Genomic DNA, 25,941 nt, shown 5'->3' with positions numbered 1-25,941 from the left:
CTAGGGCATATACAAATAGAGGTATTGATTCATTAAATTGAGATCAAAGCTTGGGGAGAGATCGATTTGGTGTTTCACTCTACCGTTGAAAAGCATGGTCCCGTTGTTAAAATAGTCTGAAAGATCGAATTTTCTTTCCATACGGACAACTTGGTAATAGTCGTCTTCAATCCCCATCTCTTTGGCGAGAAGTTTCATTGTTTCTTCGTAAGTGAAGCCCGATCCGTCGATATAGCCGAGTTCCTGTGCTTTGGAAGCCAGATAAACATGCGCTCCATAATCGTTGATCAAATGCGTGCGCTTGATGTCCGGACGGTTTTCAACAACGATATCGACAAACTGATTGTAATAACTGTCGATGATCGCTTTAAGAGAATCGGCTTCCCCTTCTTTCCAGGGGCGGAGCGGGTTGAGGGCGTCCTTTCCTTTTCCTGCAGAAAGCACTTTGGCGTCGACGCCGACTTTTTCCATGAGTTCGGTAAAATTGAAAAACGCGGGAGAAAGAACGCCGACGCTGCCGATTAGGCTGACGTCGGTAGCGTACACCTTATCACAGGCGGAGGCGATATACATTCCTCCCGAAGCGCAAAGGCCATCGACAAATCCATAGATGGGAACATTGTAATCTTTTTTGTATTGCTTCAGTGCTCGGTAGATGCCATCGGAATCAACAACAGTTCCCCCGGGACTGCTGATCTGAACCAACACGGCTTTGACTCTATCGTTTTTAAACAATCCTTCGCGCGACTCTTGCAAAATTTGGCTGACAGTATTCATGTTCAGCGATTCGGTTCCGATCAATCCGGAGATTGAAAGTTTTAAAATCACAGGAGCGTTATCGGAAGCCGCGGTTCTTTCCTTATCGGCATTGGCAACGATTGTCGGAGAGTAATAGGATTTAGCTTCCAGCCCATCCTTTTTATCTTTGAGCATAGCTCCTAGAAGTGCAATAATAAGAAAGACGCCGGCAAGAAATCCCAGCACGCTGAAGAGGGCGGAGAGAAAAGAGCGGATGATAGAACGTGTGATGGATTGAGTCATAGATAGCTACCTTTAACTATGGGGTTGAACGGTCGATTTTATTGAAGTGCTGAATTTATACCAAATTCTAATTTGGCACTGCCCAGCGTTTGAGCCAGCTCATGCTGGTTTCTTTTTGTGGAGCCTTTGCTTCTTTTTTAGCTGCGTCTGCTTTGATCACTTCTACATCAAAAATCAGCAGCGCGTTTGGCGGCAGCCGGCTATTTTCCCCATAGCCTAAATCAGGATGGATAAATAAACGCCGTTTCTCTCCTTCTTTCATGCCTACGATCCCTTTTCTGAATCCAGGAATCGTTGATTTTAAAGGCAGTTCGGCTGGTTTTCCCCGTTTTCCTGTACTGTCGAAAACTTGGCCGTCGATAAGCCTGCCTTCGTATTGGATAAGAGGAGTGCTCGTTTCCGAAACAGTTTCTCCATTGCCGGGCTTTAATCGTTGATAGTGCAGCTTTCCTTTTTCTAGAACAACGATATTTGGAGAGTTGCTATTGTCTCCCAGGTAGTCTTCAGCCATTTTGAGATTTTCCGAGCTTTTCATTTCGAAAGCTTTTTTTCGGTAATTTGCTAGCAGCTCCAGAAATTTTTGCTTCGACAAGGGAGGTTCTTGACCCGCTTTGGCTCCTTCGATCCCTTTAATAAAACTTTCCGTATCCAGTGTTAAGCTTTGCGCATTGAGATTTTCGATGACATAGTGACCCATTGTTTCTGAAATTTTTTTTATTTCATCTTCATTGACTGAATGCTTTTCTTCATCTTTTTTTTCACATCCTGAGAATAGGATGAGAGAAACGGTTGCAGCGGTGCAACAAGACCGCCAATATTTTGAAGCTTGAGTCTGCATGTTTATCCCTCCCTAAATATACCGATCATGATTTCATAGTGATTAAAATTCAGTTTTTGTCTATAGTAAAATTTATAACTTTTTTTTAATTCAAGGATTTATGTCTTTAGAAGCTGATCACAACACCGTTTTAGCCAATGAGAGAACATATGCCGCTTGGGTGCGGACGGGATTGACGGCTTTAGCGACCGGGCTTGGAGTCGAGCGGTTTTTGGGAGGGGTGATTCCCGATCCTGTGATTCGTGCCATTTCTATGTCGCTGTTGTTGTTCAGTGTTTTATCATTCATTTTGGGCGCTCAGCGCTACGTGCATGTCGGGGCGATCGTCTCAAAAAATACAAAAGCCGGCGCTCCTATACCGTTGATTCTTTTATTGAGCATCTTGCTTGTCTTAGTGGCTTTGCTTGCGGTCATTGGCGTTTGGCTGTAGTCGCTTATTTTATTTTTCAGATCCGGCTAATTTTAAGTTGCTTTTGCAATTCTGCCCTTGTTATCTTAATTTGGCAATGAAACTTTTCTCTACACTAATCTGTTGTTTGCTTTGTTTTCCTATTTGGTCAGCCGTTGCTCCTCCCAAGCTGAAACAGGGGGACACGATTGCGATCATTGCTCCCGCATCTTGTCCTGAAGAAAACCAGGACACTGTTGCCCGCGGGATCAAGATGTTGATGCAAAAGGGGTATAAAGTGAAAATTGCTCCCAATTTAATGACTCGTTACGGGTATCTAGCCGGCACTGATGAAGAACGTGCGCAAGCTCTTATGGAAGCGTGGATCGATCCGGAAGTGAAGGCTATCTGGTGTTGGCGCGGGGGATTCGGATGCACGCGAATTCTTGATCGTATTGATTTTCGGGTCATTAGGAATAATCCAAAAATTTTTATTGGCATGAGCGATATCACAGCTCTCCACGCAGCGATTAATAAAGAGACCGGACTCATCACGTTTCTTGGTCCGAACTTGAATAGCGTTTTTGGGAAAGATTGGAAATCAGATCATCCTTACAACGAGGCTGAGCTTTGGAAGCTGATCACTTCCGATCGCCTTTCTCCGGGAGGCTACCTAATCTCCATGCCCAATAATTACCCTGCAAAAGACCAAAATGTGATGACGTTAAGCCCAGGAATTGCTAGAGGGCGCCTAGTTGGAGGCACTCTGTCGCTTGTCTCTTCGTTGGTTGGTACCCCTTGGGAGCTTGACACTTCGGGGAAAATTCTTGTTTTGGAAGAGGTTGAAGAGCAGCCTTATCGAATTGATCGCATGCTGAGCCAGTTAAAATTGGCCGGCTTGCTTGAACAACCGGCAGGCGTCATTCTCTGCAGCTGGCGAGGTTGCAGCGGCAAACGTCCGGATAAATCCCTCTCTTTAGAGCATGTTTTTAGAGATTATTTTGCCCATGTGAGATATCCGGTATTGATGGGGTTTCCTTCAGGCCATGTGAATGATCAGGCGACTTTGCCTCTTAATGCCATGGCAGAGTTGGATGCGACGAAAAAAACGCTAAGAATTCTGGAAGAACCAGTTTCTCAATGATTCCTTCTGCGTTCTTTACGATTTCTTAACAACTCTCTTAATACAAGCTTTAACTTTTTCAGTTATACTCTTGTTTTAATTTTGAATATTAGAGGTCTATATTATCATGTCTAGTTTAACCCCTGAAACTCCCAGCTTCGACATCCGTTCTATTCTTGGTTTTAAAGCTTCCGGCACCAATCCTGTCGCTAATGTGCTTCAGAAGAAAATGCTGGAGGAACAGGAGCATCTAGAGCATTCTATTGAAGAACATTCATGGTTGAAAAAAGGACATCCTTTAGGGGATGAAGTGGCTGAAAAAAAACTTGCCGATTTGGGATTGAGTGGGCTGCTTCGCTTTGGAGGCGGAGGTCCGTTTGGAGGCGTGTTGAAAGAACGCGACATCGCTCCTATTGGCCAGGATCCTCTAATTTTTATGTCGGATTTTCTCAAATTGTTATCAGATAATGATGACTTGCTCAACGAATGGGGAATTGATAAAAAAGAGCTTGATCGCCTTCATATCGGGCTTCAAAGTTCCAGAGAAATTGCTGAAGAGTTAAACCGAATCAGGACCTCAGATGAAGGGAACTTGGAAGAGCAGATTTCCGATTTTGCCGCCCAATTGAAAGATCGGCTGGAAGCTGATAAGGTTGTCTATTTCCCTGTCATGAATGGAGAAGGAAAATATTCTCAAGTCGTCAGAGTAGATAAAGATCACGGCTTTTCTATTATCGAAGTCAATGGAATCCATTCCCCTTATCTTACGGGGCTTGAATCAGCAATGAATCTTGAATCTCAGGATGATCGGGAGCGGCAAGATCTTGTCAGGCAAGTTTCTCTTGATCCTTTAACAGGAAAAAGAACGGAAACGTTCAAGACTCAGCAATTCATTTCCTTTGAAGCTAAAAATAAAGAGCGGCTAGGTGACCTGGAGTTTTTTGAGGCGTTAATCAAAAATTCCGTCATTGAATCTGAAAACAGCAGGAAGATGATTTTCCAGTCTCTTCCCAAATATGTTGATGGTAAGCGGCTGAAGGCAAGTGATACGGAAAATGCTTTCTATAGAAAAGTGTATAGATATTTTGATAGTCAAGATAAAGATCCTTCCTTTCAATCGATTTCCGCTCTTCTCTACTACATGTCTTTGGATCCATTTTTCGGCTTTGACAAAGACTGCACAGAAGCTGTCAAACGCTATAAAAAAATCAAATTTCTTCTTCAGACGCAGCTGTTTTTCGCTTATGTTAAAAAAATTGAAGACGACAGCGCATGGAATAATGTCTCCGAAGAAGAGAAGATTTTTTTGAAGGATCTGCTCACGAATCTCGTGCGTTCTGCCGGGAAATTGAAAGAAAAAAAAGCGATTACTGAAGAACAATTAGAGGCCTTTTTTGCCTCTATTCAACAATTAAAAGGTATTTTATCACGTCCCGTACAGATGGAAGAAGTGAGTTCTTTGGAAGACCAGGAGGTGTTGGCAAGAGCTCTCTTGTGGGAGAGAATCGAGCCGAAATTTAAAGATGAGGAGGATCTCGGCCCAATTCATCTTCCTCCAAAAATGCACATGATAGGTTTTGATGATGACTTGAATTTACCGCAATCACAGGAACAGGCAAAGGAAACCCCTGCTGAAAACATGATAAGAGGTTTGGCTGAGCTTAATGGTACTCTAAACTTTTCAGAAGATGTCGGGGACAAACAAAAGCAAATTGATTCTTTAAGAAAGAATTTAAAGTTGCTTCAAGATCAGTATCGCAAACTCAAAAAGGATCCGATGCTTTCGTACAGGTCAGGAACTTCGATTTTCTCCCAACCTGCCAGTGAAGCGGAAAGACGGGCAGTTTTCGATCAGTTTGATCATTCCTTAGGAAACGCCATTGCTATGCTGCCTGCACCGGAACGAGGGGATCACGGTTTCTGGGGAACATTGACGGAACAGCAGGCGGAGGAATGCTTTCAAATCATGGAGGAGTTCTCCATTTTGATTCAGTCGTTTGCAACTCTTGAAACAAGATGCAAACCTCGCTTCCGCGAGTCCTTTCAAGGACATTCTCCAGAGACGACACTGATGATGTTGATGCTGCAGGCGCTGCAGCTTAAGCTTGCTTCCAAAAGCCCCAAGTATGGAGTTGAAGAAGGAGCATTTAGCTACTTGCCTTTCCTTATGGAAATGCGTTCTATTCACTTTGTTGTTAAACATCATGGATTAAGAAAACAGATACACCCTTTCATGCGTTATTTCGATAAAAAATGGAACATTGAAGAACTCACCCGTTCCATGGAGAAGAGCGATCTGATCAGCGATACTCAAGCGCTTTTTTCTTTTTCTGAACATGCAGAACATTATGTCCAGCCCTTTCAAATGAAGCTGAGCAACGAATCGAAAGGTAAGACCCAGGACCAGCTGTATCTTGAGAAAATGCTTGAAGTTAATGGCGTTAGAGAAGGTGTTCTCCAGATTATTAAAGACAAAAACGAAAGATATGATGAAGAGCATGAAAATAATATAGAACGATATGAAAGAGATTTAACACGTTACCAAACTGATAAAGCAAATTTTGAACGGCAGAAAAGAGATAAAAAAGGAGAAATCGAAAGGACGAAGGAAAGGCACGACAGAAATCTCGATGCGATTGCTTCACGAAATTTTCGAACTAAGCTTGGAAGATTAAGAAATCTTCAGGTTCTTAGACAAGGATACGTTTTTGCAGGGGAAATAAGTCAGGAAGAACACAACCTTTTCGATGAATTAAAGTCTAACTTTAATGATCCCTATGCTGTTGCTGAACGGTTGCATCATGCTGAAGAGAATATGGAAGATGCGCTGTATCCTTTAAACCAAGCACTTTCAGAGATCGAACGTCGTCTAGGATTTCTTCGCAAACCTGTAGAACCTGTACATCCTGGGCACTTCCCAACTGATTCTGTTGTCGACCAGTTGGCTTGTTTGCTGTTTGATCAGGAAGGCCGTCGGTTGATTCCAAAAGAAATGGATGCTGTGATTCAGGCGATGTTGAGAAACAGATATCTCATCTTAGAAGACTCTGTCGGCTTTGATTTAAAGGACAAAGGGATCAAATTCCAATTCATTGCTAACTGGAGTCCATTGCCTTTAGATGCACAAAATAAACGAACCTCCATCACTGCTAAAGTGGCCTTTACCGGTCTTGATGGAAACAACCCAAGAGGGGTTGATTCAGAAATTTTGAGGGATTGTCCTCAGGATTTCAAAAGAAATCTGCGAAGATCTCCAGCTTTTCAGTCGAATAATTGGATGGATGAACGCAGCTTAGCCACTCTGATTGAAGAAGAACGTGAGCGGAAGATGACGCAGAATGAGGCAATGGTCTCCAGAGCGGAGTTTTTTGGGCTGGATATCGGTTTGTCAAGAGAATTACGAATGCTGGCTATCGACCCTTATGATACTGTCAGCCGTATCATCGGATTTTTAGGGAAGAACATGGATCTGATCAAAAATCCTGCCATTCAAGAGTATGTGCGTGTCTTGCTTTTCCGGCCGGACAGAATTCATACTCAGCTTCGCGATAATCCAGAACTGACGCATAAAATTAATGCATTCATTCGTGCTGCTGTCACCCACTATAAAGAACTTCATGATATTGATACGTGCTTAGCGATGATTAGATTGGGAGAGCAGTTTAAGCATGCAGCCTGTGAAATCAATGGCGATGGTAGAGGTTTTTCCGATTTTAGAGATGTTATTCTTAACGAGCTCATTCCAAGTTTTTCTAAGGATAGGGCTGCGCAATTGAAGGCGTACCGCACTTTAGTGCTCTTTCATGCTGACGACAAAGTTGTCGATCAAGAGGCAATCATTAGGGATCTCTTAAGTTTGCGTGTGAGTCGAAATTTACAGTCGGAGTCGGTTTTTGTCTCTCGACAGGATGAAGCGACGGAAAGGGCTGCGTTGCTGAAATATCAACATTTATTAAAAGAAGATCTCTCTTACGAAAATCTCACTTATGCTATTAAGATCGCGGATTCTGAAGCTGATCTAGATGAGCATGCGATCTGGAAAAATCATGGAGAAGGAAATTTTAGTTGCGACAAATATGAAATCAACATCTATACAGGCCTTGTGACGATCGAGGGGAAGCCTATTGTGACAACCCCTAACTGGATCACTGATAATGAAATGATTAGGCGTGTGTATCCGCACTCTTTCAGTAGCGACATGTGTAAAAAGCGCAACGACTGGACATATACACTGTTCCCTAATAAGAAGGAGCAAGTGACGGTTTCTTCTTACGATAATGGAACCACAGTTGAAATGACACGTTTGATTGATGGAAAAAATTACCGTTATGTTCCAACTCCTCAGAACCTCATTGAGAAAATGCCTACAATTTTCAATGAAGATGTCATTTGCTGGGTTAGCGACAGCGGCAAATTGCTTGTTTTTAAAGATGGCAAAAAAGCCTATACAATTGACTTTGATGGCAAAGGAGAGGTTGAAAAAATCACCCGTTCAAAAGACGGGGCTGTTAAGAGAAGTTTGTCCGATTTTTCTGAATTTTTCACCCCCCTGGCTCTGCTTGAGCAAGATCTTCGATATATTGAATGTTGGGAGAGCCCTGATGGAAGAAAGACGACAGCTGAATTCAAACGTCTGGGGTTATCTTTTGACTTCAAAATGGAAGAGCTAGCTTCTAAAGGAATGGAATTCGCCAGAAAACAGGAACAACTAAGGCAACTTAGTGAAAACATTGTTGGAAATAAGGATAACGAAATCGAACGGGCTAAATTGTCCATTGAGATATTTGATCTCTTTCCTGTTCATTGCCAAAATTTCCCCGGTTTTTCCTTAACACTTCCGATCCTTGTTCAGAGTTTGGATTCTAAAGTTCCTTTCGTCACTTTGATCAACGGATCAGGTGAAAGGAAAATCCTTGTTCCGAAATCGGATGATGGACAGCTTAGTTTAAGCGATGATCCATTGGAGTGGTATGAATTCGATGTGGACAAAGTCCAGTCTGATGGCATCACCTCTTTTGATATCGCATCTTCTTCGATAGAGCTGCAGCTGCTTCAAGTGATGATGCTTGCTAAGAAAAAGGACTTTTCGAAAATCAAGAAGCTTATAGAGAAACTGAATCCTCTCGGAGCTCTGACAAAAGAAGAAGTCAAGTTATTAGATGCTGCCATGGCAATTCTGAGCAAGTATAACCATCCTGAATCCAATGCTCTTGTTGTCAAGATGTTGTTGGTCAAGGAGGTCAATAACCTTAAATATCCAAAGATTAAAGCGGCTGAGGAAGAAGCGCCTGTAGAAGAAATTCCGGACAATATCTGGGAGCTTTTCAATGATGAAATGCTGTATATCGCCGCTTATGACAAATATAGGGAAAGCAGCAGCGATGCAGCTATGTTTCAGTTGTCGGATGAAGAGGAGCGCAAATTTGTTGAAATTCTTCACAAAAAGCTGAGAGAGAAGTTTGATTTAATGAATAAAGTCCAAAGCTCGGAGGATTTGTCTGGAAATTTCTTCAACCAAATGATTGACAAAGCTCAATCCTGGTTTAAAACGAGAATGCTTCCCACTCTTTCAATGGGAATTTTGGAGAAAAGAATCGGTGATCGTTACCACGACCTTTCCAAACAGGAAGGGAAGTTAGGCTCAAGAAAGGTGACATTGCCATCGCTGCCAAATCTGCAGCAACTTCAAAACGCTGATCAAATCAAACCGATTCCTAGCGAAGAGGATATCCAAAAATTATTTTTACAAACATTGGGGGAAGATGGAATCTCTTTGGAAATCCCCTTTTCAGGGCAGATCGGGGACTGTTTGAATGTCTTAAGCAAAAATGAGGCTTATTGGAAAGAGAACTTTCTTATTCTTTATTACACGGCCCGCTCAGGAACAGACGAGCAGAAAGCCAAGTTGCAAAAAGCAGTTGATCTTGCCACTCATTTAAATACGGGCGAGCATCGCTTAATCCAGATGGTGCTTGCGAAACCTGGCCGTTATCCAACATTGGAAAAATTAAACGGCATCATCCGTGAGTGGAGAGTCGAAGGACAAGAAAAACTAAAAAATGCTCGGGAAAATGCAGCCCTGAAAACACAGGCATCTTGGCAAGCCGATAATGATTGTGATCAGAAACAGGAAGAGTACGATCAGCTCGAACTAGAGGAAAGAGATCTGGTTGAAAACGCGGAATTTTACTACGAAGCTTCTCGCTCTGGTGGATTATTCGAGCGGATAGGAAAAGCATTCAGATGGCTTATTGCTTGTACATCGGAAAATAGGCGGGAGGCCTTCCCTTTCAAAGAGCGTATCAGAGTTTTGCATAAATGCAAGCAGCTGGCAGAAAAGGCCCAAAAAGCTGCGCAAAAACGTTTGGACAACGATGCGTATACAGGTTGGTGGGCTGTAGATGATAAAAAAAGAGATGAAGAAACCGTTCGCTCAACGGAAGAAAAAATTGGCGATATTGAGAGTAGGATCACGCGGTGTCGGGAACTTTCGCCTAAATTGCAAGACGCTGGAAAAGCGTTAAAAATTTCAGAAGCAGCTCGTATTCAAGCTGAAAAAGAATCCATTGAGGCTACTAAACAGCTTGGAGAAGCAGAAAATTTTATTGAACAGATGGAAGCGAAATTTAAGGCAACGGTCGCTTCGATTCTGCCTGGCAATCTGTGGAAAGTGATTGAACATGTCGTCAAACCTATTTTCAATGCCTTATCGGCAGCTTGGAAGCTATATTGGCAGGGAAAAAAGTTTCTGTACAAACACGATTACAAAGTGCGTGATATCTTCTCGAATGGCCAGACATCCAGATCAAGACAAGCTCTGGATGTAGACAGAAGTGAGTTACAAGAAATTGATCGGGTATTCAATGATTATTTCAAAGGTTTAGTTGGTAAATACTTTAATGTCGCCCTGTCGGACGAAGAAGGAAGTCCGGATTGGAATGTGGATAACGAGGATGATCCTCTTGTGAAGTCTAAGCTTGGTGCAGAAAAAGCTGCTTTGGACGAGTATCGCAAGGAAGTTCGCAAGCCAAGAGAGCATGCTGAACTCAAGGCAGATAAAGATCTTAAAGATCTACTCGAAGAGTTAGCTGAAAAAGAACAGATGTTGAACGTTTCCTTGACTCATCAGAAGCAAGTGTTGCTTTGGCAGCTTAACCGTGCAGTCGATTCTAATGAACAGGCGAAGTTGAAGGTTCTGCTCAATAGAGCAGGGCAGAAAGGAGACCTAACCTGGGATGATTTAAGGGCGCTCACGCTTGAGGGTGACTGGAAAATTTTTCAGGAAAAGACCGGTCTTGATGATGCTGAAGCAAAGATGTTAATGAAAGCAGTTGCTGATTACCTGATTAAGTCAACCCGCCTCAATCAGATTCGGTTTGTGATTGGGAAGGTGCAGAAAGGGCTTTCAGCAAAGTCTGAAGCGAAGCGCAAAATTTACTACACCAATATTTTGGAAGCGATGAGGTTGGAAAGGCATTATCTCAAAGGCGAAAACACCTTGCTTTCAAGAAAAGATATGGGAAGGCTTTGGTTTGAGTATGCAAACGGCTATCTCTACCGGGAGCAGCAGATCCTTACCCTTGATAAGACAGGTGAAATGACCGATCCTGAGATTTTGATGGAAGCTCCTACTGGATTTGGCAAGTCTAAAAATTATGTGCCGACCCGCGATCATGAGATGGCTGGAGAGCATCTAGTGTTGAATGTCCATCCGCGAACGATCGAGCAGATCAATGCTGAGGATATCTTAGCACAGATGAAAAACAGCTTTGGAGGCAAAGCAGACCGTTTCCATTTCCAACGATCTTCCGAGTTTACGGTGCAGACCCTCAGAACGCTTTACGAAGAGCTGCAGGTAAATTTTGAGGAAGGAAGGCCGATTAATTTCAGCGCTGAAACCTTGCAAGCATTGGAGCTGCATTTCCTGATGTCCTTGTATGATTATAAGCAGCAGGACAAGTCAGGTAATTTTAGCGAGGCAGATAAAGCGGAGGCGCGTGAAGAGATCACCTATTTTATTAGAATTTTGAGAGCAATCTCTGTCTATGGATGGGCAACAATTGATGAATCGCACGTTAACTTAAATCCTTTCACCAATAAATTGATCTATACGATCGGTGAATCGACCACTTTGGAGACGTATCAAGTAGATATTCTTGAGGAGATGATGCGGTTGATGGTCACAGATTTAGAGATCAGCAAAATTGCACAGGTTGCAGAGAACAAACAAGCAAAGATCACTGATGAACAGTATCGTCGAATTGCTGATCGGCTGGCAGAAAGTTTCGCCGAAAAATTTTCTCTTGAGAATAATAGAGATGAGTTTTTGAATTTTGTTTGTGGGAGAACGGATGAGGTTCCGCGTTGGATCAGGAAGCATCCCAGTGCGAAGCGGATTGCTTTAATTAAGGGAATGTTGTCTTTGATCTTGAAAAGCAGTATGCAAGGATATGTTGATGAGAGTTATGGACTGTCCATTCTGCACTTTGACAAAGGAAAGGAATATGCGATCGCTTATGCAAGTTCAAATACTCCCAAGGAGAACGAAACGAGTCCGTCCCAGTTTAAAAATCCGCATGAGACGATGGTCAAAACCTATCTTACTTATCTCCATAAGGGGTTGAAAGAAGAGCAGGTCGTGAAGATGATCAAGAAGATGCAGTCTGAACAACGGATGGAAGCTCAGACGACAGGCTCGCTTTCCAGCACGAGGGCGAATGAAGCTTTTAGAATCATTGCAGGTAATGGGTATTCGCTGCAGCAATTGAAAGAAGAGGATATGCGCAAGCTTTTCCCTGTATTTCAGCGCAACCAAGATGCGATTTTCTACTATGTGCGTAATATTATCGTTCCACAGTTAAGGCTTTATGAAAAAACGCTTGTCAGTACACCGCAGAATTTGCGCAGTATGTTTGGATCCTCATTGTCGTTGTCTGCAACGCCGCAAGATCCGGCGACTCTCGGCCCCGATACGGCTTGGGTTCCGATGAAAGGAACGCAAGGGCAAGTCTTGCACTTATTCTTGAAGAAGGTGAATCACCCCAGTAAGATACACCGGGCTAGAGGATCGAATCCTAAAGAGGTGTTAGATTCTGCAATTGAGACAGTGCTTAACAAAGACCATATCAAATGCATCATCGATGCAGGAGGTTTGTTGCGTGGATTGTCCAATACATTTGTTGCTGAGCGGTTGCAAAACAAGATTAAAGAAACCGGTTCCCCAATTGAAGCGATCCAGTACTTTGATGTCGATCAAGAAAAATTTGTTGTGATGGAAGTCTCGACCGGGACTTTGTCAGATCCAAAAGTGGCAAAGATGGATCCGGCGAAGATGATAACGATTTTCGATCAGCCTCGCTGCTTCGGATCCGATACCGTCCAAGATGAAACAGCTTCTGCTCTGCTTCTGGTCAATAATAATAAGGATGGAAGCTGCAGCACGGACAAAAACAAAGCTGGGCAGGGAGCTGGGCGTATGCGTCAGTGGCATCTTGACCAAGGCATGGAAGTGATGATGACGCCGGAAGATTACCGCTCTTTATTTGATGGAAAAGAGGCTAATATTGGCGATCTCTTAAATCAATGGGTTGGCAGCCTTGCAAAGCAGGAAGCTAAAGAAAACTATCAGGCGCTCCTGCAGCAAATGGATAACGAGCTGCGTTCACCTGCAATCCATCGTATGCTTGGCGTGAAGACCGGCGATAGAGGCGAGGGGCAGAAAGACACGATTCGCGATGTGGATCCGGATGTAGATAAAGCGTTGAGGCTGTTTAGTAAGTTTGAATCTTTACTTGTGACAGATGACAGCATCGACCCTTGGGCCCTTTACGCCGAGATGGCTACAGACAAGAGTCCGGAAGAGGCTTTAGACGATCATTTGAAGCGTACGAAGGCCCGCGCAAGTAAAATGGGAGGTTTTTCCCGATCGCAGCGGCGCATTTTGAAAAATCGCCTGGGTCGTTACAGCAGGAAATGGAAAGCTCTTGATGCTAATGAACGGGTCACACTCCCTGATCGGGTAAAATCTTCTAAGGTTGATACAGGCACGCAAGTGGAAGTACAGGTACAGGCTGAGCAGCAAGTGGAAGTCCAAGCAGAGGAGCAACGATGGAACCAGTTGACACTTAGAACTCCTTCCAGATGGTCTGAGCGCATCAAATTGTTTGAGCCTGGTTGGGAAAAACCTTATCGCAAGTCAATTTTCTTCAGCCGTTTGGCAAACAGCTTGTCTAAGCTTGAGCCTAAAAATCTTGTGGCAAAAATTCTGTTTAGAGCGGGATTGGTTGTTGCAGGAACCGCATTAGCTGCAACTGCTGCTGCTGTTTTTGGAGTTGCTTGGCCGATTATTGTTAGTGTGGGCAGTGCCCTCCTTGTTGCAGGTTTGGTCTTCGTTGCTTACCGGGCATTCGCAGGCCGAAATGTCAAGTATGTATCCAATTGCTCCTACAAGGTAAGCGATGTGATGGGGATTCATTTGCCGAAGAGGGCAAAAAGAGGAGCCCGCTTTTTCTCACCCGGCTTGACTGCCAGCAATAACTATTATGCTCAATATACGCCAAGTTGGAGGCAGTCTCAGCAAAAACCGTTTGATCAGGAGCAAAAGCCGGTGTTCAACGTTCTGGTGATTCAGGATGAAGACAAAAAGGGCAGGAAAAAGCTTCAGATGATGCTGATTGATCAGAATGATAGCGTCTATTTTAGACGCCGCCTACAAGATGATTATGAGCAGACAAGTGCTGAAGATGCCGCTGAAAGAAAGCGTAAGATTGCCGTCTACGATGTGACAAATGAAACAGTCGCTGTGCAGGGTGCAAATCATTTTGACAAAGGTGAGTTGGAGGAAAATCCTCAGTTCATACAGTTGTTGACACAAGCAAAAGTGGTCAATGGCGAGATCCATTACACGGAAGCTGAGAAAGGAGTCATTGCTGAACGGGCGCAAAATGTGGGAGTTGATTATATGGCACAGTTTGCAAGAGATTTTATTCTCGCAGAACATCCGATTCGAAAGCAGCTGTTCCAATATTCAGATTTCCAACACGCGTTGGAGGAGGTTGTTTAATCATCGCTAAAGGGCCGCTCCAATTTTCTCGGAGCGGCCTTTGCGTTTAAATTAAGAAGAACTTTTTTTGATTGCTTGCGAAAATCTGTGTAGAGCCGGAGATAGATCATCTTGTTCGAGCTCGACTTCAATGAGATGAAAAGTTCCTCTTTCCTGAAACGCCTGTTGAAAAGCATGTTCCATCTCCTCTTCAGTCCTTGCATAATGCCCTTTTCCTCCTCCCAAAATCTGAGGGATCTTCGAATAGCTCCAATTCAGAATATCGTTGTATGTTCCTTCGAGTATGGGGCGTTCTGTTGCGTACCCGTGGTTGTTCAATAAGATGATGATAGGATCCAACCCGTAGCGCACTGCTGTAGAGAGTTCGGTGCAGGTCATTTGAAATGCCCCGTCGCCAACGACACCAACAACTCTTTTTTGCGGGACCGCCTGCGCTGCTCCTATAGCTGCAGGGATTCCAAACCCAAGTGTGGCAAAATAGGGGTTAGAGAGGAAATTATCTTGTTCCAAAATGAGATCGGAGCATCCAAACAATGAGTCGCCAAAGTCACAGACGATTAGATGCTCTGCTCTCAGAAATCCTTGAAGGCATTCAAAAAGACGCTGTACGGATGTTTTTTTATCATTGACAGCTTTAAAAGGAGGAAGGCGGCGGTCGATATAAGCGGGGTAGTCGGAGCGGAATCTGAGGTTGAGATCAAGAGAAGCTAGTCCGTTGACAAGTGCATGCATGGAGACGCGGGGATAGTGGTGGTGGTTGACTTTAATCCTTTCTGACGAAGCTAAGACTTTCTGCTTTGCGTTTAAGTTTGCTGTCTGCATGCCGGTTTCTATTTCGTTAAGGGCGACTCCCAGAACAAAAATGGCATCCGCGCTTTCTACATACTCTTTGACTTCCTCAATGCTCATAACCCCTTGGTAGATCCCCATGTAAAGAGGGTGGTACTCGCTGATTGTTGTCTTTCCCAAAATCGAGGAAACAATGGGGATCCTGTATTTTTCAGCAAACTGCAAGATGGGACCGCTTAATTGATGCCGTTGAATTTCATGACCGACCCAGATGACAGGGCGTTCGCTTCTTTTAAGAAACTCAGACACCTCTTCTAATACCTCTGCAAGAGCTTCATGGTCTTCATCCAAACGGGTTACAGAAGCGGCAGGAGCAAGTGCGATCGTTTGCTCAACCTGGTTTCGAGGAATTTCAAAATACACGGGTTTTTTGTATGTCAGGCACAGATCCAGCGCTCTATCAATCTGCGTTTGGGCTGTCAAAGGATTGTCCAAAAGCTCTTGTGCAACGGTCATTTTTTGGAAAATGTCCATCTGAGTTGTATCGCGCAGCTGGCCTTTATGACTGCCAAACATATGGTGGAGATAGCGGCATGAAGCAAACTCTTCTGTACTCGCCGTTCCGGAAATGACGACAAATGGGGAATTTTCCACATATCCTTGAGCAACGGCATTTGTGATGTTGATGCCGACGCCGTAGGTGATGCATGCAACGCCTAAACCACGCAGCCTTGCGTAGGCATCAGCCATGTATCCGGCGGTATTTTCTCTGGTTGCATTGATAAAGTTGATCTGGTGATTTTCAATCAATTTGTCAAATTGCAGAATATAATCCCCTGGAACACCAAAGATATGCTCAACTCCTAAAGCATGCAGGCGGTCTAATAGGTATTGTCCGATAGTGGCTGTGCTTGGCTTAGCTTCTGTTGTGACGCTCATGTAAACAATCTCTTATAATTAACAAATGTTTACGCATCATATTATGGATAACTAATATTTGAAATAAATTTCTGAAGTATTATAATATCAATTGTTTATGTGAACCAACGAACAAAAAAGGGGAGCCGAATAGCTCCCCTGAAAACGATTACTTATTCTCGTCGTCGATAATTTCCACTTCCGCCTCTTCGATATTCTCATCAGAAGATGCATTAGCTTGCGGATTTTCTTGACTGTTAGGGGTGTGGCCAGCTCCCCCAGCAGCTTGCTGAGCTTGGGCCATCACTTCGCCGATCTTTTGCATATGAGACTCCAATGCCTCTTTTGCACTCTTGATCTTCGCAAGATCATCTCCCTCAAGCGCTTTTTTCAAGGCATCGATATGACTCTGCACATCGTTTCTTACCTCTTCAGGAAGCTTGTCCTTGTACTCGTCAAGAGCTTTCTGCGCTCTAAACGCCAGAGAATCGGCTTCGTTCCGAGTTTCCACTTGCTGGCGACGCTTCGCGTCTTCCTCCTTGTGAAGTTCGGCGTCTTTGACCATTCTTTCAATATCCTCTTCCTTAAGCCCGGAAGAAGCTTCGATCCGAATTTTCTGCTCTTTGCCGCTTGCCATATCTTTTGCTGAAACGTGTAAGATACCGTCCGCATCGATTTCAAATGAGACTTCGATCTGCGGAGTTCCACGAGGCGCAGGCGGAATATCGGTCAGGTCAAACCGTCCGATCTCTTTGTTGTCATTTGCCATCTTCCTCTCACCTTGAAGCACACGGATGGTCACTGCCGGCTGGTTGTCGGCTGCAGTGGAAAAGATCTGTTTTTTCTGGGTGGGAATGGTGGTGTTTCTTTCGACAAGGGGAGTCATCACTCCTCCAAGGGTCTCAATTCCCAATGTCAGAGGGATAACGTCAAGGAGAAGAACATCCTTGACAACGCCTGTGAGAACGCCGCCTTGGATGGCTGCTCCAACAGCGACAACTTCGTCCGGATTGACCCCTTTATGACCCTCTTTTCCGAAAATGGACTTCACCATTTGTTGGACGGCGGGCATGCGGCTCATCCCTCCAACGAGGATCACTTCGCTGATCTCGTTCTGGTTAACCCCTGCATCCTCTAGCGCTTTTAAGCAAGGCCCTTTTGTGCGCTGAACAAGGTCTTCAACCAACGATTCCAATTTAGAACGCGTCAGCGTCAACGCCAAGTGCTTGGGACCAGATGCGTCCATCGTGATGAACGGCTGGTTGATTTCTGTTGTTTGAGTTCCGGAAAGCTCAATTTTTGCTTTTTCTGCAGCGTCCCTTAAGCGCTGAAGGGCCATTTTGTCGCTGGACAGGTCGAGGCCGTTTTCTTTTTTAAACTCTTCAAGCATCCAGTTCAAGATGGCATTGTCGAAGTCATCTCCTCCCAGGTGCATGTCCCCATTCGTCGCCAATACTTCGAAAACACCGTCGCCGATCTCCAAAATCGAAATGTCGAAAGTACCGCCTCCTAGGTCGAAAACCGCAATCTTTGCATCAGAGTGCTCTTTGTCCATGCCGTAAGCAAGCGCAGCAGCAGTAGGCTCCGGAATGATCCGTTTGACATCCAGCCCTGCAATCCTTCCGGCGTCTTTTGTCGATTGCCTTTGGGAATCGTTGAAATAAGCAGGAACGGTAATGACCGCTTGGGTGATCTCCTCGCCAAGATAAGCTTCCGCTGTTTCTTTCATCTTAATCAAGATCTGAGCAGAAATCTCTTCGGGAGTGAAAACCTTATCGTGCACTTCAAAAACGGCATCGCCATTGTCATTGCTTGTGACTGTGTAAGGAACTGTCTGAATTTCCGATGAGACCTCTTCATACTTGCGCCCGATAAAACGCTTGGCTGAAGAAATGGTATTTTGCGGATTGGTGACCGCCTGCCGTTTAGCAGGAATTCCGACTAAACGCTCATCCCCTTTGAATGCGACAACAGAAGGGGTTGTGCGAGACCCCTCTGCAGACGCGATCACTTTGGGAGATCCGCCTTCCATCACTGCAACGCAGGAATTGGTGGTTCCTAAATCGATACCAATGATTTTTTGGCTCTTCTTCTTTTCTGTCATGATTTCACCTCTTTATCTTCTTTCTCTTTTAACTCTTCTACGGGCACCTTCGATACCACGACGCGGGCAGGCCTCAAGGTCTTGTCTCCGATTAAATATCCCTTCATCGTCTCTTCCAAGACGGTTCCAGGAGGATGCTCTGCGGACTCTTTCATCTCAACGGCATCGTGAATATGCGGATCGAACGGTTTTCCAACAGATTCAAACGATTTCACATTGTTGCTTGCAAGAACATCTTTGAACTGCGCTAAGATCATCTGAAATCCCTTGGCCCAATTCTGCACCTCTTCGGAAGCTTGGCCGGTATAATTCAGGGCGTTTTCCATATGGTCGATCGGACTTAGGAAATCTTGTAAAAGACTTCTTAGGGAATACTGTACGATTTCATCTCTGTCTTTCTGCAGCCTTTTGCGCGCGTTTTCCGAATCGGCGAGCAGGTGCAGATATTTGCTTTTGTAGTCAACTTCCTCAGAAGCCTCTTCGACAGTGATCTCCACGTCTTTTTCTTCATCAGGCGTTGTTGTGTCGTCTTTTATCATGTGGCCTCATTCTTCGATTTATTTTCCAGCAGCATCAAGCGGGACTGCCCCAGTAAACTGTGCTCTTCTTTTTGCAAGTAGGAGGCTTCAGGCTCCGGCTGCCGGTATTGAATTTTGAACTTATAGATGTTTCTTGTAAGCGCTTCGCTGATGTTGTCCGAAAATGCACGAAGCAGTCCGAACAGTTTTTTGTAAGGCATTCTCAAAGGTCCCAAAACCCCAACAGCTCCCACTGTCTTTTGATTAATTTTGTAAGGGACTGCCAGTACGCTGCAATTTGTCTTGGCGGTCGCAAAAGGTTTCAAGTCCTCTCCAATCCAGTAGGTGAGGTTTTCTTTCGCAATGCACTCTCGTAAAAGAAGGCGCATGCTGTGGGCATTTTCGAAAAGGGCGAGACTGTTGGCAAGGGTTTTAGTGTCATGAAAATCCTGGTAGGCGAGAAGCTTGGAAAATCCTGTGCGGTAGATCTCTTCATCAATAAAATTTGAGTATCCGACAATATAACGCACCAGCAGCTCATTGTAGAATTTCTTGGCAATCTCCTCTTCTTCCGGTTCAATCTCCTCCGGTTTATCATTGCCGGTTAGCCTCCAGTGAAAGTAACGCTCGATTCTTTTGATGGAGAATGTACTTAAGTTTCGCTCAGTATGCATCAGTTCTGTTTGAATAACGCCGAAGTCGCTGATCAGCACGCAAAGAAAACGGTGATAGTCGATGGGGACTAATTTAAAATTAACGATAAAATCGTGGTCGAAACGGGGAGCAGAAAGAAATACTGCCAGATTTGCCAGTTGGCTTAAATTCTCGGCACTGTGTTGTAAATAAAGCGCAATTTCTTTGGATTCGCTTTGACTTAACGTATGGAGAATGGCTTCGTCTTCATGGCTGACAACTGTCGAGTCGTAAAACTCATGAGAGTATAGCCGATAAGCAGCAGCTGTCGGAACTCTTCCGCCAGAAGAGTGCAGCTGGTTCAAATACCCCTCTTTTTCCAAGTTAGAGAAATAGTTGCGGATTGTTGCTGAGCTGATATCGCTGAACCCTGTGTCCTTAAGCGTATTTGATCCGACCGGAATTCCTGTCCGGATATAGTGGTCCACCAAACCTAGCAAGACCCGCTTCTCTCTTTGCTCTTTGTTGCTTTTTTTGTGGGCTGACGCTCTCATTTTTAAACTTTTTTACCTTTTCCTTTTTTCATTATAACAAGGGGTTTAAAAGAGGTCAAGAAGGAATTAGCACTCAACAAAGCTATTTGCTAGATTTGTTTTTCCAGAATGACGGGTAAAATGTCGACAATAGAAGGGCGCCAGTCAAGTCCTTTTTTATAGACCAATTGAGCAGCAATGTGGCTGGAAATGATCGCTTTTTTATGGTGATCGGGCACCTCTTCCAGCAATTCCTCCTGAAATTCACTGACCAGAGAGGGAAGGGCATAATCAAGAAAATATTTGATCAAAGGGTCGGAAGGATGATTGGAAAGAGGAACCTCTTCCAGAAAGTCAAGCAGCTCATAGGTGTATTGATTGATGCGGGCAGAGATTTTATCGGAAATCTCTGTAAGAAATGCTCTGTTGGTTTTTAAAGTATTGAGCAGAAGGTCCGCTTCGTTGGAAGCGCAGAGCTTCAGTCTTTCTAAAATTTCCTCAATTAGCGTGCTTTTCCATTTGAGGAAGAGATGATCTGGTAGAACGAGTCCGCACAGCACTTCGAAAGACGAGCAGATCACGCCGGTTTTGTTTGCAGAGCTGTCTTTGATGATGAGAACGCCTTTTTCCTCCAGGAACCTCCGCGCTTCGGAAGTGAGGTAGAGGTTTGCGCCTTCTACAATTCCTTTTGAAGTGGGATTTCCTTCTGCGTCCAAAAAATCTTTGACGTTTTGGTGATTCAGTGTGCGCGGCCTACCTCCTGCAGGAATAAAAATGTCGCTTTTCGTTTGATGCACGTTGTTCCGGAAAAGGTGGTTCATCTCGCTTCCGGAAAGCCATTCTTCGATCAGACTGCCGTTTTTCATTTTCCAGCAAAGTGTTTGCTGAACGAAAGCTGTCTGCTGCTTTTTGGCCTCTTTGTCAACGAGGAATCCTCCTTCGTGGAGTTTTTCAGGAGGATAGTACTTAATGGGTTTGCATTGATGGAAAAGTTCGACCAGTATTGACAAATCAAGCCCTTCGGGATCGGAAATCGTGCCGGAGACGTCGGTCAATGCTACGAGTTTTGCTGTGTTGGGGTAGTGCTTATGCAGGTTGCGGATTTGATTGCCGGCGACATCTCCGTCAGGACCTCCTGAAATCTTTATGGTGAAAGGGTCTTTTTCCGGATCAATTCCCAGGTGCAGAAGCAATTTATGCATGTAAACATTGACTCCGAGGGAGGTGACTCCATATTCTTTATGGTTGATCCCTACTTGAGGCTTTCCGGAGATGAAAGCGCTGCCTGGCTTATAGTCGTACTTCTGGCTGAAAGATGAGATCCATTGGATCATGGAATCGTGCATGTTTTCATCGGGCCCTAAATAGATATACTCGGGTCTTTTCCAGTAATCAACGATATTTTTTGCTCGGATCTCGCCGCTCGGATCGCAGTTGACGATTGTGATCAAGCTTTCGATAAATGCTCGTTGTGCCTGGTACAGAAATTCTGTTGACTGCTCATCGCGGAAGCTTTGCAGCTTATTCTCTATTTCTTTGGGGTCGATACCGGATTCTTCCAATTCGTTTTTGAGGATTGCCGCTTCTGATTCCATTCTTTCGAAAGGCTGCAAAAAAATGATTGCTTTGGAGCCTCCTTCAGGGATGTCCTTATTCTTTTTTTGCTGCGTATAGGCAAGGTTGTAGCATTCGGAAAAGACGGTGTTTCTTTCAGAAAACAGATGTTCCGGCTGCTTTGTGTAGACTGTGCGCAAACCTCCGCGCGATAGGTCCTTGAAACGGATGTGAAAACCGAAAAAGTGCATCCCTTTCATGTAGAAAATACCGTAAGGAAGTTCGGGGAATTTCTCTTTCCGGTTGAAGGGGATGTCGTCGAGATATTTTGGATCGAGCCGAAAGGAGGCCGCTGTGTAGTTCAAGCGATAATAGTTGGTTTTCAGCGAATAGTGGATGAGGTTCAACGCTTGCTTCAAAACGTTTTTTCTTCTTTCGTCATTTCCCGGGTGCCCTGTATCGAGGTTTTCGATGTCGACAAGGCATTGATCCCGAACTTCGAGATACTTCTGATAATCGCAATAGTCGGGGTCGAATTTTAATTCGAACGCCCGGCAGATTTGGGATGTCAGTTCAGGATGGCGGCAGAGGTCGAGCTCTATATGCTCCAGTGTGTAAAGGTTTGGATCGATATGGACTAGCGCCTGATGAGCGAAATTCACGGCAGAGCGTAGAAAGTTGCCTAATTTCCCCACGATAATGCCAGTTTTGATGAGAAGGGAGTCGATAGGATCGAAGCTGGCAAAGTATTTAGTGGTCGCAAGCTCCCTTAAGAAATCTGGAATGTCGGCAACATCCCAGACGGCTTTGCCGTTGCTGCCGTGCAGGCCTAGCGCCATCACGAGGATGCTGCGTTTGCTGTACGGATCGATATAGGCGGCATTTACTTTTTTCATGACGAGGTTGTATCGGTGGATGATGCGCGCCATTCGGTATAAGAAATTGTGTTTAGGTGTGTTGCGCCAAGCTAGCACGACCTGCATGGAAGCGATTCCTTTTTCTTCCCAGTTTTCGTTGTATCTGACTTCGTATTGGCAGTTGTCGCGCGTTTTTGCCCTGAAGAACATATCAAGGGCAAGGATCAGTCTATCGATGGTCAGTGAGCGTAGAAAGCGGATGTTGATTGAATTGATGATCTTTTCAAACTCGGAATCTGTCACGTTTGGATTGCGCTGCTTGACTAACGCCCTTAACTCCTCTTTAGATTTTTCCGGGAAAGATTCTTCGATGCACTCAATTGCCTGTGTAAAAAAAGTTTGCGCAATGCGTAAATGCGCTTTGACGCCCGGAAATGGAGGAGGAGCGGTCGATACATAAGCTTGGTAGTTTTTGATCCCGTGCATCGCATAATTTTTTAGGATTCTTAGATCTGCGTCTGCGCTGTCTAAGCAGATCACGATTGCAGCTCCTCTAAGGTGGATCGTGGTAAAATAGTCTTGAAGATTGAAGCCGATCAGGTTGTGGACAATCAGGAGAATGTTTTCATGACTGACATCTTCGAAAAACGCTGGAGGCATCGCTTTTTCCAGCCAGAGATAGTATTCTCTGAATTTCTCTGTTTCATTTTGAATGGCAAGCGAAAGCTGTTCATTGATTGCGGCTTGTTTTCCAGGATGTGTCATCATATTCCTCAACTGTTCGCTTCAGTATAGCTATTTCCTTAATAATCTCAAGGCGTTAAGTCCGACTAAAATTGTTCCTCCTTCATGCAGGATAACAGCCATCCAAAGAGGGACGATGCCAAACAGTGCCGGAAGACTTGCGAAAATGATGGCTCCTGTTGCCAGAAGGAAATTTTGTTTGACGATCGCCTGCGTTTTTTTTGCTTTGCCGTAGAGCCAGCTTAGCATCTCTATATTGTCGTGAAGCAAGACGATATCGGAAGCGTCCATTGCAGCTGTCGTTCCCACCTGCCCCATGCAGACGCCGACAGTTGACCTGGCTAGGGCAGGGGCGTCGTTGATGCCATCGCCAACCATAGCAAGCCCTTTGGATTGAGAAATTTCCGAAACTGCGCTAAGTTTGTCTTCAGGCCTTAAGTGCGCACGCCACTGGTCGATTCCCAGTTCTTCCGCCACGCGGCGGGCGCTATTCTCGTGGTCGCCTGTCAACATAACGATGAGGAGATTCCATCGGCTTTTTAGCATATCTAGTGTTTTTTTCAATTCCGGTCGAACCGTATCATGAAAACGGAAAAGAAAAAGGTCGCTGCCGCAGCTTAAGACAGCGAGCATTTCCCCTTTTGACTGCACATCTTCCATTCTCGTTTTCAGAGGGCCGCTTTTGTCTGCCGGCAGCTTGTCGATGAGATATTCGGGCCGTCCGAGAAAAACTTCCCCTTCTTCCACTTTTCCCTTCAGCCCGAATCCCGGAATCGATTGAAACTCTGCAAGCTCTGCGGGACGAATTTTTTGCTCTTCAGCATAGGAGACAATCGATCTGGCAATGGGGTGGATCGCGTTTTGCTCAAGAGCTGCGGCAATCTCAAGCGCCCGCTGCCTTTTTTCCTGGCTGCTTGGAGCAATGCTTTCGATCGGTTCACATGTCAACTCGCCTGTCGTCAGCGTCCCGGTTTTATCGAACGCGATTGCTTTGCAAGAGGCCAGAGCATCCAGTGCGACGCCCCCTTTCATCAAAATTCCATTCCGTGCGCAGATGCTGATTGCACTTAGATAGGCAATAGGAAGCGCGATGATCAAAGCGCATGGGGATGCCGCGATAAGAAATGCAAGTGCTCGATAGAGAGAGCCTTCAGTCCCAAGGAAGGGGATCTGTAAAAGAAAGGGAAAGGAGGCTGCGAAAATAAAGGCTAGTAAGATGATGCTGATCGCGTAACGACGGCTTTGCGCGTCGAACCATCTTTGCAGCTTGGGTTTGGCGTCTTGCGCCTGCGTGACGAGTTCGATGATCCGCGCAAGCGTTGAATCGTTGCTGGTGCGAGTCACCTCCATCGAAATGGCGCCATCGATATTTTGAGCGCCTGCCGGCACCTCGTCCCCGATGGATTTAGGCACAGGGATGCTTTCTCCTGTCAGGTGTACAAGATTGACTGATGAGCGTCCCTTTTTTACAAGACCGTCTAGAGGGACAATTTGCCCTGCTTTTACGCGGATCAAACAGCCAACCGCGATCTCTTTGATCGACTTTTCTACCGCTGTTCCATCTTCTTGCACAACAAAAGCTGTCGTTGGAGAAAGTTTATGAAGGCTGTTGATGGCGCTGGTGGCTTTGGAACGAACGGCGTCTTCCATCGATCCTGAAAGAGCAAACAACACGAGCAGCAATCCCCCTTCCATGCCGCTTCCGATAAAGATGGAAGAAAAGGCCGCCAACGTCATCAAGATATCGATATTCACTTCAAAATTGGCTAGATCTTCCAACGCTTCGATGAGAGAGGGAATTCCGGCAAGGAAGTAAACGCCGATTAAAGTTAAGTGGGAAAAAGGAACCCAAGCGGGGAAAAAAGAGAGGATAAACGAGATTAGAAGCAGAAAAGCGGCAAGAATGGCGCTCTTCAGAGTTAAATGCGCGCTCCAATCCCTGGAGTTGGGAGTAATGAAAGGGCTTAGGGTTTCTTCCTGTCCCAATTCAAAAAATTGTTCAAAGATCAGTGGTTGAATCGACGGTTCTGTGGAAGTGCTCATAATCAGTCTTTTAAGTTACATAATCAAAAAGGAAATAGGCTGTGCCGCAAGCGGCAACACCTAGGCCAAGATTCCAGCAAACTGCCGGAATCATGCGATTGCCTTCGTAATAAGCGGAAAGGGCGGCGGAGACCGTAAGAGAAGCTGCGCTTCCGATCCCTACGCCTAGCTGTGGAAGGATCCAAAATCCTGTTAAACAAACCAATGAAGCGGCCGCAGCTCCGATAAAAGCGCCAAGAGCTTGCTTGAGAGGGTGTTCGTGGGTGCCAAGGCTTAAGCAAAGCTCTTCTTCTACCATGACTTTCAGCAGCTTTTCATCATCTGCCATTAACACCTCGATCACATCCTTTAACAGTTTTCCCTCAAATCCTTTCGCTCGATAAAGTTCTGTAAGCTCCTCTTTTTCCTGCTTGCGGTGGTGTTGAATTTCCCATCGTTCCTGTTCGACAACCCTGTGCATCCGCTCTAACCTGGACCAAGCCAGCCAAGCGCTTCGGCCGGCTTTCCAGATTGCCCAGCTCAAAGAAAAGATGGCAAGGATTTTCATTGAAACATAAAAATCGACCTGTGTTTGGAATAGTATCAACCAGATCGCAAAAAAAGCGATTGCTGTTTCCCGGGCGGAATCCGCTCCTGCTGAAATATGCCCCGGGATTTCTGCTCCATGGATTTCCGTAGAAGAAATCAGCCCTTTAGCTTGGGCTTCCGCGACATGCCCAATTGCTTCTTTCCCTTCAAAATGTGCTGGATTTGTGCCAGTCATCAAAATTCTCCCTGCTATTTAGGACAGCGTCTA

Annotated in this window: 12 protein-coding genes; 3 read left to right on the top strand and 9 right to left on the bottom strand. The window is 45.0% G+C overall.

Annotation, left to right across the window (positions count from 1 at the left end; translation table 11 throughout):
• Together WCW_RS07930 and WCW_RS07925 are read right to left on the bottom strand one after the other, a co-directional pair.
• The gene (locus WCW_RS07930; protein WP_013182695.1) at nucleotides 1-1,041 is read right to left on the bottom strand and encodes a S49 family peptidase; all 1,041 of its coding nucleotides are present in this window, start codon (nucleotides 1,039-1,041) and stop codon (nucleotides 1-3) included.
• A gap of 67 nt (nucleotides 1,042-1,108) precedes the next feature.
• On the bottom strand, nucleotides 1,109-1,879 hold the full coding sequence (locus WCW_RS07925) for an FKBP-type peptidyl-prolyl cis-trans isomerase (RefSeq protein WP_013182694.1): 771 nt from the start codon (nucleotides 1,877-1,879) through the stop codon (nucleotides 1,109-1,111).
• 100 nt (nucleotides 1,880-1,979) lie between these two features.
• Here WCW_RS07925 and WCW_RS07920 point away from each other — a divergent pair, with 100 nt between their 5' ends.
• The 3 genes from WCW_RS07920 (at nucleotide 1,980) to WCW_RS07910 (ending at nucleotide 14,452) form a co-directional block, all read left to right on the top strand.
• Complete coding sequence (locus tag WCW_RS07920; RefSeq protein ID WP_013182693.1) at nucleotides 1,980-2,309, top strand: YidH family protein; 330 nt, start codon at nucleotides 1,980-1,982, stop codon at nucleotides 2,307-2,309.
• Between the two features lie 76 nt (nucleotides 2,310-2,385).
• Complete coding sequence (locus WCW_RS07915) at nucleotides 2,386-3,411, top strand: S66 peptidase family protein (RefSeq protein WP_013182692.1); 1,026 nt, start codon at nucleotides 2,386-2,388, stop codon at nucleotides 3,409-3,411.
• A gap of 106 nt (nucleotides 3,412-3,517) precedes the next feature.
• On the top strand, nucleotides 3,518-14,452 hold the full coding sequence (locus tag WCW_RS07910; RefSeq protein WP_013182691.1) for a coiled-coil domain-containing protein: 10,935 nt from the start codon (nucleotides 3,518-3,520) through the stop codon (nucleotides 14,450-14,452).
• 51 nt (nucleotides 14,453-14,503) lie between these two features.
• On the opposite strand, the gene WCW_RS07905 is transcribed toward WCW_RS07910, so the two are convergent.
• The 7 genes from WCW_RS07905 to WCW_RS07875 form a co-directional block, all read right to left on the bottom strand.
• The gene (locus tag WCW_RS07905) at nucleotides 14,504-16,180 is read right to left on the bottom strand and encodes an alpha-keto acid decarboxylase family protein (protein ID WP_013182690.1); all 1,677 of its coding nucleotides are present in this window, start codon (nucleotides 16,178-16,180) and stop codon (nucleotides 14,504-14,506) included.
• Nucleotides 16,181-16,328: 148 nt separating this feature from the next.
• Nucleotides 16,329-18,263, bottom strand: coding sequence for a molecular chaperone DnaK (gene dnaK / locus WCW_RS07900; protein WP_013182689.1), 1,935 nt, complete (start codon nucleotides 18,261-18,263; stop codon nucleotides 16,329-16,331).
• The gene (locus WCW_RS07895; RefSeq protein WP_013182688.1) at nucleotides 18,260-18,802 is read right to left on the bottom strand and encodes a nucleotide exchange factor GrpE; all 543 of its coding nucleotides are present in this window, start codon (nucleotides 18,800-18,802) and stop codon (nucleotides 18,260-18,262) included. The genes dnaK and WCW_RS07895 overlap by 4 nt, the downstream gene beginning before the upstream one ends.
• Nucleotides 18,799-19,968: a heat-inducible transcriptional repressor HrcA gene (gene hrcA, locus WCW_RS07890; protein WP_013182687.1), complete on the bottom strand. Its 1,170-nt coding sequence runs from the start codon at nucleotides 19,966-19,968 to the stop codon at nucleotides 18,799-18,801. Before hrcA ends, WCW_RS07895 begins: the two co-directional genes overlap by 4 nt.
• Nucleotides 19,969-20,057: 89 nt before the next feature.
• Entirely contained in the window at nucleotides 20,058-23,126 is a 3,069-nt protein-coding gene (locus WCW_RS07885; protein WP_227738807.1) for an NAD-glutamate dehydrogenase domain-containing protein, read from the bottom strand.
• Between the two features lie 27 nt (nucleotides 23,127-23,153).
• Nucleotides 23,154-25,145, bottom strand: a complete 1,992-nt coding sequence (locus WCW_RS07880) for a heavy metal translocating P-type ATPase (RefSeq protein WP_013182685.1) — start codon at nucleotides 25,143-25,145, stop codon at nucleotides 23,154-23,156.
• Nucleotides 25,146-25,155: 10 nt separating this feature from the next.
• Complete coding sequence (locus WCW_RS07875; RefSeq protein ID WP_013182684.1) at nucleotides 25,156-25,908, bottom strand: VIT1/CCC1 transporter family protein; 753 nt, start codon at nucleotides 25,906-25,908, stop codon at nucleotides 25,156-25,158.
• Nucleotides 25,909-25,941: the final 33 nt, after the last annotated feature.

The sequence above is a fragment of the Waddlia chondrophila WSU 86-1044 genome (genome assembly GCF_000092785.1).
Taxonomy (GTDB): domain Bacteria; phylum Chlamydiota; class Chlamydiia; order Chlamydiales; family Waddliaceae; genus Waddlia; species Waddlia chondrophila.
The sequence above is the reverse complement of the archived record's forward strand: the minus strand, read 5'-3'. Positions and strand labels throughout refer to the sequence as shown.

Bases quoted from the DNA above. Each gene is read 5' to 3' on its own strand.
- WCW_RS07925 (WP_013182694.1), bottom strand. From the start codon at position 1,879: ATGCAGACTCAAGCTTCAAAATATTGGCGGTCTTGTTGCACCGCTGCA.
- WCW_RS07885 (WP_227738807.1), bottom strand. From the start codon at position 23,126: ATGATGACACATCCTGGAAAACAAGCCGCAATCAATGAACAGCTTTCG.
- WCW_RS07880 (WP_013182685.1), bottom strand. From the start codon at position 25,145: ATGAGCACTTCCACAGAACCGTCGATTCAACCACTGATCTTTGAACAA.
- WCW_RS07905 (WP_013182690.1), bottom strand. From the start codon at position 16,180: ATGAGCGTCACAACAGAAGCTAAGCCAAGCACAGCCACTATCGGACAA.
- WCW_RS07915 (WP_013182692.1), top strand. From the start codon at position 2,386: ATGAAACTTTTCTCTACACTAATCTGTTGTTTGCTTTGTTTTCCTATT.
- WCW_RS07895 (WP_013182688.1), bottom strand. From the start codon at position 18,802: ATGATAAAAGACGACACAACAACGCCTGATGAAGAAAAAGACGTGGAG.
- WCW_RS07920 (WP_013182693.1), top strand. From the start codon at position 1,980: ATGTCTTTAGAAGCTGATCACAACACCGTTTTAGCCAATGAGAGAACA.
- WCW_RS07875 (WP_013182684.1), bottom strand. From the start codon at position 25,908: ATGACTGGCACAAATCCAGCACATTTTGAAGGGAAAGAAGCAATTGGG.
- WCW_RS07930 (WP_013182695.1), bottom strand. From the start codon at position 1,041: ATGACTCAATCCATCACACGTTCTATCATCCGCTCTTTTCTCTCCGCC.
- dnaK (WP_013182689.1), bottom strand. From the start codon at position 18,263: ATGACAGAAAAGAAGAAGAGCCAAAAAATCATTGGTATCGATTTAGGA.
- hrcA (WP_013182687.1), bottom strand. From the start codon at position 19,968: ATGAGAGCGTCAGCCCACAAAAAAAGCAACAAAGAGCAAAGAGAGAAG.
- WCW_RS07910 (WP_013182691.1), top strand. From the start codon at position 3,518: ATGTCTAGTTTAACCCCTGAAACTCCCAGCTTCGACATCCGTTCTATT.